Consider the following 9710-nt stretch of genomic DNA (forward strand, 5'->3'; position numbering starts at 1 on the left):
TCTATTACCTTTGCACAAATTCCGGATAAATGATAAAAGAGTTATTTACATTTAATTATATAGAACTAAGCCTGGTCGGAATAACGGCCGGGCTGTTTCTTATCCAGTTACTTTATTATCTGGTCACATACGCGCGTCCGTTGCGGGCGGCAAAGAAAGCGGAAAGGGAAGAACGGGTGACGACGGATCGGGAAGTCGAGCCTGTTTCCGTCATTGTCTATGCACATGGCGAGCCGGAGAATTTACGTAAGAACCTGCCTGTTTTGCTGACGCAGGACTATCCGGATTATGAAGTGGTCGTGGTTAACGACGGTTCCGACGCAGACAGTGAAGATATCCTGAAACTCTTCTCCAACGAATATAAACATCTCTATTATACATATGTTCCTGTCGATACCCACTACCTGAGCCATAAGAAACTGGCGCTTACAATGGGGATAAAGGCAGCCCGTCACGACATCCTGCTTTTTACCGAAGCCGATTGTCGTCCGCTTAGTTCGAAATGGATCAAAACAATGGCGGGCACTTATAACCGGGAAACCGAGATCGTGTTAGGCTTTTGTGCTTACCGCCATACAGAAGGGCTGCTTCATAAACTTATTGCTTATGATAACCTGACAAGCGGTCTGCAAATGCTGTCTTCCGCCCTTGCCCGACATCCTTTTACCGGAAACGGACGGAATCTTTCCTACCGCAAGGAGCTGTTCTTTGCCCATAAAGGCTATTCGAAATCCTTGAACCTCCATGCCGGAGCCGATGATCTGTTTATCAATGAAGCGGCTACCAGGACCAACACACAGGTGCAATACAAAGCAGATTCCATCACGGAAATGGAAAAAATAGAAGACATCGGCATCTGGAAAGAGATGAAAGTGTCCCGCGCCGCCACACAGCGCTACTACAAAGGGACTTCTTTGGCCTTTTACAGGATGGAGAATTATAGTAATCTGCTTTTCATTGCTGCGACTGCCGCCACATTCATCATCGGGCTTTTAGGAAACTGGCTGATCTCGGTGTTGGCCGGCTTGCTGTTGCTTCTCCGATTCACTACAAAAGCTGTCGTCATGCGGAAAGCAGCTCTGTTATTACAGCAAAAAACGTTGACTGCCTGGTTGCCGATATTGGAAATTATCCAACCGGCTTACAACATCTATGTCCGCATTTATCGTATGTTCAAAGGGAAGAGAGATTTTACTTCCAAAATATAATAACCGGCCGAGGCATTGGCAATCATTGGCTCTCATCTCAATGATTGCCAGTTGCGATATTTGAAACCTTATTTCTGACAAACACACGAATACTGCAAATAGTCGCTTTGTTTTTACCCTATTGTTTACATTTAGCGAAACAACTATTTCTTTACAACATAATTAGTCGTATTTTGAAAAAAACGTTTTCAGCATCAGAAATATATATCCTTTTTTATTCTACTCTATTTATGGATATTTGCAGTGTGATGAATGATTTCAATTTACTTTAGGATACATTGTTGTTTTAGGGGAGATCGGGGAAATAATTCCGTAACATCATCAAGTATTATTAATATTTCACCTGCCGTATAGGTAGCAGGTGTGGAGTCCTTTTGACTAATGTGTAGAGTATATGGTGTATAAAAACATAATTGGCATTTTATTCTTATTTGTACTATTTTCCTGTGTGGATGAAAGTCTCATCGATCGCAAGGCTAACGGTTCGTTTATAGAGATTCAGGGGATGGGAAGCCAGAGTGCTACACATGCAGGCAGTCCAGAAGATTATACGATTGAAACACTCCGTATCCTGACTTTCGATATTAATACGCAAGATTGCATCTCGAACATACGTTATAATACATCGGAGGGGGATATTATCCGGCATCCTGTTATCGCCGGGAAGTATGATTTTGTCTTTTTGGCCAATGAACCGGACGATAATATTATCGGAATCCGGTTGGATGGAATCTCCAAGTATGCCGATTTGAACAGTATCGCTTATCCGGAACGCTTCTTTACTTCCGACCGGATCATTCCTATGATACAGGAAATCAAGAATGTTACGATTCTGCCAGAAAACCAAGGGGCGAAATTGAGTGACGGGACATCTGTCTCCTTGCTTCAATTGAAGCTTGACCGGCTCGGCGTGCGGTTTGACGCCGTCTTGGTGGCAGTGGAAGCCGAAGCTGATTTCGACAATTATTTCGAGGGCGTAACCTTTAGCGGAGTACCGGATTTAGTGCCGCTGACCGCTCATTATAACGGGCCGTCCGTCAACCATTCCGTTACCCGTAAGTTCTCCCGGGATACAAAATATATTGCGGATACGACTTCTTCTGTCACAGGAGCGACATGGGCGAAGCGGGTAAGCCGCGTTATTTTGCCGGCCAATGAGCTGGAAACGAAAGATGACGAAATGCAGGCGGTGACTTTCACCATCAATATGAAAGAGAAGTATCCGCCTTCTGCCAAATTGAAGATATCTTCTTCTCCTGTGAATTACAGTCTTCCGATCAATACGAAACTGGATCTGACTGGCATTATCCGCGAGTCTTTGGATGTCAATATCGAAGCTTCGGAGTGGGGCTCGACCGATAACGAGTGGGATATAGCAGGCAACCGGATATTGAATGTCTCGGAAACAGATGTCCGCATCACCGATTTTAACGGCGCGCGTATCTCCTTCTGGTCCAATATGCCGGTGGTGAGGGTGGAAAACACAGTGAGAAATGTAGATTCAGGGGAGAATTTGGATGCAAATACCATTTTCAACGCTTTATCCACCCAGTCGTGGAGCCCGAACAAGGATGAGCGGTTTTTATACAATCCGGTTACGGGGGCCGGCTATATGGATATCCTGCTGGACCGTCCCAATACGATAGGCGAAACAACGTATGAGGTTCGTCTGACAGCAGCCGACAGCTATTCCCTGAATGCGGACAGCGTATTGGAGATGAAGAATCCGCTGACAAGGACAATCTTTGTCCACGTCAAGCAGGAAGGGAAGCGCCCCGATTTTGTCGTAAATAGTGAGAAAAGCCAATGGTCACATCCGTATGTCGGAGCTTTTTTTGCCGATAACGAGACTGGTGAGCGGGTGATTAGCGGGAACCGCTATAGTTACTGGAATACGTGGAAGGCTACCGTTCCGGAGAAATACAGGGACTTTATCATTATAAGTTCGACTCCCAGTTTTGACCCGACAATAGGGACAGACTCTCCGGGTGATGCAGAGGATTATCCTGTCATACCGAATGCTTATAAAGAGGAAAACGGATATGAGGTAACAGGAAAAAGTCGTATCTACTTCCGGATTGGACTCAAAAAGGAAAACACCACTGGCGTTCCCAGATATGGAGCGGTGGAAGTTACCTATGTAGATAGCGGAAATGATGTGAAGACCAGGCTGTATGTGAGGCAGGGTGGAGAAGCGGATTATCTGATGCGGAGCGGAAGTTCCGGAAGTGGGTATGGGGCGAAGTTTTCTCCTTATAACCTGACGGCAAAAGTTTTCAGGGATAATCCGGAGACGAAGCAGCCTTGGATCAGCATTGATAAAGAAAATCTGGGAACTTCGGTTGATTTTGTCAAATATCCGACCCAGGTGGGAGCGCATTTCCAATGGGGCTTACCGGTTAGCAATCCGGAATTGGCCCTCCGTGCCTATTATCCGGTGAATAGTAGTTCTGTCCCGCCCTGGATTATAGATGGCTGGAGTATATCCTATATATCATCGCCTCCTTTATGGAGCCCTAAGGAGGGGATAAAGTTTGAAGATTATTACGAAATCTGTCCTGATGGCTATCGTCGTCCTACGGATGGACCGGTCGATCGGATTGCGGTGAATAGTAACACGTATGCAGACCAGGTAAACCAGTCTGATTGGCGAATGTCTCTTTTTCAGGAACCGATGCAGGGGGATGGCAGTTCATATACTTCTACAATGCCTTACGATGTGAGCATGAGGACAGTACTGTATAAACCCCAAATCCTGGAGAATGTGAAGTATGGATATTATGCCGATGGCTTCTTCGACCGGCGACCGATTAAAACTGGAACGATGCTTAACGGAAGTGAAAGGGGAACTGGCAAGACAATTGCTTATAATGGTGTTTCTCTGTATAATGCGAATGCCGCTTTCGGGGGTACGCTGTTGTTTAATCCTACGACCGATGCTTCCGTCTTTTTCCCGGCGGCGGGGAGAAGGTGGCACCAAGACGGCAGTCTGGAATATGCCGGCGAAACCGGATATTACTGGTCTTCGTCCGTCGCACCCGGGTGGACAAACATAGTAATGGTTGAAAACGTTCCAAGAGAGACCGGTACGCCATTCGGCAATATTTGGAGTATGGAACTCAACTACGCGTCGCCAGCGCCTAAATCAATGAGTGCCCATTTCGGCTATTCAATCAGATGTGTAAGAAAATGAGAAAAAAGACAAAACATATTATCAACCTTCTCTGCATGATGTTACTCGTGCTGATGGCGGCTTGCGAAAACGAGGTCTTGTCATCCGGGCGTCCGGATGGCGGGGAGACGTCGGATGGCAAGGTGCGGGTTGAAATCTTTGCCCGTGCGAACTCATATCCGATTCCTTCAACCAAGGGGGTGAATGATGAAAATACGGTAGGGATGACACCTTGGGTGCTTGTCTTCAAGGGAAATGGCGGTAGTGCTACCTTTGTTGAGGCAGTGCAGGCCTATGAGTCATCAGCAGGAAAAAGATTTGTGGTGTTGACCAAACAGCCTGCCGGCAGTAAATATCAGCTGCTGATATTGGCTAATCCGCCAAGCCATTTCTGCTATGGTGACGACGCGACAGTGTATGATTTTGATGAAAGTAATTTGTCATCCCGGTTAGCTTCCGCCTCTTTGTCCCAGGTATGCCGGAATTTGCGGACTGTGCCATTGGCTTCCTCGCCGTTTTTAGGTATTCCGTATAGCGGTTTCGGTGAACTTTTTTCGATGAGTGCCTCATTGGAGGTGGACCGGATAGACGAGGACATAAAAATAGAAAACAGCGATGGTACTTCCTTGCAGCTAATCCGGGCAGTCGCTAAAATGTCGGTGGCCAATAATGCCACAAACTTTAAGTTGAAAGGGATAACGGCAATTGTCAACGTCCCCTTGCAAGGATTGTTGCACAATTTAGATGGCTCTATACTGGATAATACGGGTAACCGGACAGAATATCAGGTCGATGCGTCTTATTCTTCCCCCTTGGCAGTGGCCGAGGCGGTGTCGGGAGGACAAAGTACGGAGAAAAGTCCGGTCTACCTGTATGAGTTCGACCAACAGGGCAAACCCTATATGATTATCCAGGGAACCTATACGGACAAGGATAAGAACAGTAAGGAATTTTACTACAAGATGGCGCTTGTGGACAATGCTTTGCAGCCACTGAATATCCTTCGTAACCGTGCGTACAAGTTTATCATTAAAACGGTCAAGGGGCCGGGCTATGATACTGTGGCTGATGCCAAAGCGTCTAAAGCTTCCAATACGGATCTCAACTTCGAGATATTGGTGGACGATACGGATTCTTACGAAATCATGGCCAATAATGACTATTATCTGGCGGTGAGTAACTCTGTATTTATTGCTTATACCCGCGATTCTACGACTTTGGAGGCTTTTAAGATATCGACGGATTGCCAGGTGAACTTCCCGAATTCCAATGCCATAATGGCCAATCGGGATTCAGTCGAATATTCATTTGCCCTGGCTCCGGGCAATAGTACGATTCCGATAAAAGAAAATAATGCCTCCAGTCCCCGGATAACTCCGGTTGATGTTTTGGTTCGGAATTGGCTGCAATGGAACGAAGACAATCAATCCTTGGAGGGAGTAAAGAAGCATAATGCATACGTCACGCTGAAGTTAGGAAATCTGGAAAAACAGATTCATATCAGGCAGCGGGATATGATTTCTGCGGCAGGCGATGTGTTGCAATATATACCGGAAGAGAATACGAATGCAAAAGTTCAGATTATGAATTATTACTGTCTGTCCGGAGATGTGGAAGACGGAGCCGACTGGATAAAGCTGCGACCGGCAATTTCGGGAAGTGACCGGAATGATACGGAGCATATCGTGGTGGACAATGGAAGAATATATATTGAAGTACAGCCGAACCGCGGTGGGGCGAGAAACGGGATTGTCTATCTGACAACCGTTCACAATCCGAAAACATCGACAAGCGGCAGTACGGTAAAAAGAATAAAGATATACATCTCCCAAGCGGGGATGTCTGTGAATTAGTAGAATAGATAAGAGAGAGTTAATTAATAACATTTAAATTGTAGAAAAATGAAAACGAAGTTTTTTTTGATGTTTGCATCGGCGGCAATGCTATTAGCCGCATGTAGTAAAGACGACATCGACTCAGGGGGAGACGATAGTGGAATCGTCACAGACCCCAAAGGGGACGCGTGGGTGTCTTTAAGGGTGATCACTCCTTCAACGCGTTCGACGCGTGTATTGAATTCGGATCCGATTAAAAATGCGACGGAGGCGGAATCGACAATAAAGGAAGTCAGAGCGATTTTCTTTGACGCTGATTCAGATCCTTTAGTGACTGCTGATATTGTATTAACGCTGGATCAGGCAGGACTTGTAAATGGACAAGCTGTGGGAATTGGAGAAGCCTTTCAGGTACCGGCAACTTCCAAACGTATTTTGATAGTTGCAAATCCTTCCTCAGAATTTCCAAGTAAAGAATCTACTTCAGGGAAAACGTATAGCATTATTAATAAGGCTATAAAGGAAGACGCGTCTATAATATCAAATGAGAATGATGGCTTTATGATGACAAATGCTAAAGGAGGCCTGGAACCTTCAAAATCTGACGGCGTTGATTCGGATTTGACGCTTTATAAAACTGCTGATTTGGCTGAGAAAGCTCCATTGTCTATCAAGCTCGACCGCGTAGTTGCAAAAGTGCATGTTGAAATTAATCCGATTGCTGATGATGAGGTTAAGGCTGAGATTAAACTTGAGAATGGCGGATGGCTCTTGAATGTCACAAATAAAAAGTATTTTCCTGTTTCAAAAAGACTTCCAACATGGTTTGAAGAAAATGGAGGTGGTTTCCGTACACCGTTTGACGATTATAAATTAGGTTCTTACAGAATAGACCCTAATTATAATACGCAAGATAGTGAAGAATACAATGTCTATGCAGAAGATAAGGGCTTGGAATGGAAAGAGAGCGATACAGACGAATATTGTCTTGAAAATACACAGGATTCAATAAATAATGTGCATGCTTATACGACACATGTATTGTTCAAAATAAATTTTATCCCGAATGAATATGAATTACCGAATAAAGAGACTACAGGTCGCCAAAAAGATGATGCCGACTGGATGTACATCAATACTGGTTATTATACATTTGAGACATTAAAGGCTTGGATTGAAACAGAGTTGACAGCAAAGGTTAATGCTAATGGAGGCGTTGTTCCGATGCCACTAACCAATGCGTTTAATAAATATTTGGTAGATTTAGGCTTCAATGAAATAACTATACCTGATGACGAAGCTGGAATAGAAACTGCAATGCTGGAGTTTAATGGTAGGCAAGAAGATATACTAAATACTCCGACTCGGGCAAGAACAGTCGGCAGTTTTACTTATTATGTAGGAGGAGTCTGTTACTACAGAGCCATGATCAGACATGATGATACAAATGAGATTGTTAATGCATTAGGAGAATTTGGAGTAGTCCGTAACTCTTATTACGATATCTCAGTCAGTAAGTTTAATCACCCGGGATATCCTACGATTCCGGAGCCAAGCCCAAAAGATCCGGATGAAGATGGTGGTAACTGGCTGTCTATCCAAATCAATGTCAACCCGTGGACATGGTATAAACAAGTAGAAGAATTTTAATTTTTTGGACCTATTTGCTTGCTTTAGTTTTGTTTGAGGAGTTGTGGGAGAGCTTGTCTCCCGCAACTTCACTTTAGTATTTCCCTCAAAAATAGAAAGAATAGAAATATGAACTCAAAAAGCCTGATACGTAACATCGCTTTGCTGACTTTTTTCGCTGTCGTCAGTTTCATGACCTCATGTGTCCGGGAGGAAATGCCGGAATGTAGTTTATATGTCCAGTTTAAATACGACTATAATATGCTTTTTACGGATGCATTCTATACCCAAGTGGATAAGGTGGAGCTTTATGTTTTCGATAAAGATGGCAAATTCCTGTTCCGGCAAACGGAGGAGGGCGATGCGTTGGCTACGGGTAATTACCGGATGGAAGTCAAACTGCCTGTCGGGGAATACCAGTTTCTGGCGTGGGCAGGTGCGCATAACTCGTACGACATTGCCTCCGCAAAGGGAGAGTCTGATATTACAGAAATGAAACTGAAGCTGAAACGTGAACAGTCCCGTATTATTGACAAGGAACTGGAACCGCTTTGGCATGGCGGGATTAACCATGTAGAGTTTACCGGGAAGACAAATCAGACGGAAGTAATAAGCCTGATAAAGAATACGAACAAAGTGCGCTTCGTGTTTCAAGGATATTCCCAAGGGAAAGCAGATAACAGTTCCTCCGGAACCTGGAACTTGAATGTGAATGATTATAGCTATGAAATTGTCGAGTCGAACGGTTATATGGCGTACGACAATTCGTTGCTGGACGACGATGCCTTGAGTTACCGGCCTTATTATGAAGAACAAAAGAATACTTCGGCAGCAGTGGTCGAACTAAACACGATGCGCCTCATGGAGGACCGGCATACCCGTTTTACTGTGACCGAAAAGGCAACCGGAAAGAAGGTCTTCGATATCAACCTGATCGACTACCTTGCCATGACCGCAATGGAAGGTTACAGCCGGAAGGTACAGGAATATCTTGACCGTGAGGATGAATACAAAATCGTCTTTTTCTTTGCCGACTCTTCTTCCTCCTCCGATTTGTGGCAAGCCCTGCAGATTCAAATTAATGGTTGGACCTGGTACCTTCAAACTGAAGGCGGGATGTGATTTGGTTAAGTCAACCAGATGAAGCTTTAAAATGAAAATAATACAATAACCCCCTTTTTTGACCCTTTTTCTATTTCATCCGAAAAGTCAGTCCATTTTGAATTGACTTTTTTCAAGTATTTAGCCTTCTTTTCCGACAATAGTCCGGATGAGCTGCGGAGGTCTTTCTTAAAAGTGTCCTTTTTGATTGCCGAAAACCGGAAACACTGGCAAAGTGATAAAGCTTAACTCCCGGAGAATCGAATATTTGAAAATAAAACGGACGGCGTTCCGAATATCTCAAGGAAATTAGGGGTCTTTTTTGCCCTTACAACGGTCCTTTTTCCAATTACGACCGTCCAAATCGCCATTACGACCGTGCTAATCTTCGCGAGGTGCCGAGTGCACTACACATTAGCACGGTCACAATGGCAAAGAGGACGGTCGTAATTGTTGAAAACGCTCCAAAAAGCGGAAAAAGTCCCTTTTTGAGGCCAAAAAAGTGGATTAACATTTGTTCTGTTTTGGATGTCTTTCGAATCTGAAAAAGGAGTTTTTTACAATAAGCCCTATGCATTATCTACTTTTTTAGAGACTGAATGGATCCTTTAAGTCTGATTATATGATAATATAAATATAGGCTGTTGATTCTGCAAAAGTGAATAAGATTTTCTCCCTGTCTCGTACATTATATAGTAATAGGAATCCTTGATTTTCCAGCCGTTTCGATAGTCGAAAAAAGTTTCCCCCGTAACTCTCAGCATT

General features: G+C 44.3%; 5 protein-coding genes. All 5 read left to right on the plus strand.

Translation table 11 applies throughout. From position 1 onward, the window contains the following. Positions 1 to 29: 29 nt before the first annotated feature. The 5 genes from DWU89_RS02570 to DWU89_RS02590 all read left to right on the plus strand — a co-directional run bounded on the left by DWU89_RS02570 (position 30) and on the right by DWU89_RS02590 (position 8966). The gene (locus DWU89_RS02570; RefSeq protein ID WP_115498097.1) at positions 30 to 1208 is read left to right on the plus strand and encodes a glycosyltransferase; all 1179 of its coding nucleotides are present in this window, start codon (positions 30 to 32) and stop codon (positions 1206 to 1208) included. A 448-nt stretch (positions 1209 to 1656) separates the two neighbouring features. Then, a complete protein-coding gene (locus DWU89_RS02575) occupies positions 1657 to 4401 on the plus strand; it encodes a hypothetical protein (protein ID WP_244205834.1) in 2745 nt (914 codons plus the stop codon). Beyond that, positions 4398 to 6233 carry a BACON domain-containing carbohydrate-binding protein gene (locus DWU89_RS02580; protein WP_115498117.1) on the plus strand — a complete coding sequence of 612 codons (1836 nt, stop codon included), beginning with the start codon at positions 4398 to 4400 and terminating at the stop codon, positions 6231 to 6233. Before DWU89_RS02575 ends, DWU89_RS02580 begins: the two co-directional genes overlap by 4 nt. 48 nt (positions 6234 to 6281) lie before the next feature. Beyond that, positions 6282 to 7865 carry an Mfa1 family fimbria major subunit gene (locus tag DWU89_RS02585; protein WP_115498099.1) on the plus strand — a complete coding sequence of 528 codons (1584 nt, stop codon included), beginning with the start codon at positions 6282 to 6284 and terminating at the stop codon, positions 7863 to 7865. Positions 7866 to 7973: 108 nt separating this feature from the next. Further along, a complete protein-coding gene (locus DWU89_RS02590) occupies positions 7974 to 8966 on the plus strand; it encodes a FimB/Mfa2 family fimbrial subunit (RefSeq protein WP_115498100.1) in 993 nt (330 codons plus the stop codon). Positions 8967 to 9710 lie beyond the last annotated feature (744 nt).

Origin of the sequence: Parabacteroides acidifaciens (assembly GCF_003363715.1) — a bacterium.
GTDB classification, from domain to species: domain Bacteria; phylum Bacteroidota; class Bacteroidia; order Bacteroidales; family Tannerellaceae; genus Parabacteroides; species Parabacteroides acidifaciens.